This is a genomic window from Streptococcus sp. k-163 (assembly GCF_013277555.1).
Taxonomy (GTDB): Bacteria; Bacillota; Bacilli; order Lactobacillales; family Streptococcaceae; genus Streptococcus.
The window spans coordinates 1-1,102 of the sequence record NZ_VMND01000027.1; the positions used below are offsets into that span (position 1 = coordinate 1).

Annotated in this window: 2 pseudogenes; both read right to left on the reverse strand. The window is 42.7% G+C overall.

The window, feature by feature from the left end:
• Nucleotides 1-432 (reverse strand): annotated as a pseudogene (locus HT731_RS09125) (hypothetical protein); the annotation flags it as partial.
• Nucleotides 416-1,102, reverse strand: a pseudogene (locus HT731_RS09130) (hypothetical protein); the annotation flags it as partial. The pseudogenes HT731_RS09125 and HT731_RS09130, both read right to left, overlap by 17 nt.

A 1,102-nucleotide genomic window follows, 5' to 3' on the forward strand; every position in this document is an offset into this window, starting at 1 on the left:
AGGATCTTGTTCAACATCTACTGTTGGTGTCTTACGAGCTGGTGTTGTTACATCCACTGGTTGTGATGGTTTCTTGTTAGGTTCTGTTACTGTTCCTGTACCTGGGACATCTTTCTTAGGAAGTTTGTCATTTGGTACTTCACCTGAACCATTGTCGCCAATTGTAACTTCGATTGGTGTGTTGTTTTCACCTGGAATCACTACCTTGCTACCTGATGGGTATGTTGAGCCATCTGGTTTCTTAGGCGTTACAATCGCATCACCATTTGGTTTACGAGTAATTTCAATCGCAACTGGTTTTTCAGTTGTTGGTGTTTCTGGTGTGACCTTAGCTGGAGTTTCTACTGGAACTTCAACTGTTGGTTGACCTGGTTCTGTAATCTTAGCTGTACCTGGAACTTTACCGTCTGGTAATTCACTGTTTGGNNACATCTAGTGTTGGTGTCTTTTGAGCTGGTGTTGTTACATCCACTGGTTGTGATGGTTTCTTATTCGGTTCGGTTACTTTTCCTGTACCTGGGACATCTTTCTTAGGAAGTTTGTCATTTGGTACTTCACCTGAACCATTGTCGCCAATTGTAACTTCGATTGGTGTGTTGTTTTCACCTGGGATCACTACCTTGCTGCCTGATGGGTATGTTGAACCATCTGGTTTCTTAGGTGTTACTACTGCATCACCATTTGGTTTACGAGTAATTTCAATCGCAACTGGTTTTTCAGTTACTGGTGTTTCTGGTGTGACCTTAGCTGGAGTTTCTACTGGAACTTCCACTGTTGGTTGACCTGGTTCAGTAATCTTACCTGTACCTGGGACATCTTTCTTAGGAAGGTTGTCATTTGGTACTTTACCTGATCCATTCTCGCCAATTGTTACTGTGATTGGTGTTCCATTTTCACCTGGAATTTCTACCGTAGTTCCTGGTGGGTATGTTGAGCCATCTGGTTTCTTAGGTGTTACTGTAACATCACCTGTCTTAGGATCTTGATCCAACTCTAGTGTTGGTGTCTTACGAGCTGGTGTTGTTACATCTACTGGTTGTGATGGTTTCTTGTTAGGTTCTGTTACTGTTCCTGTACCTGGGACATCTTTCTTAGGAAGGTT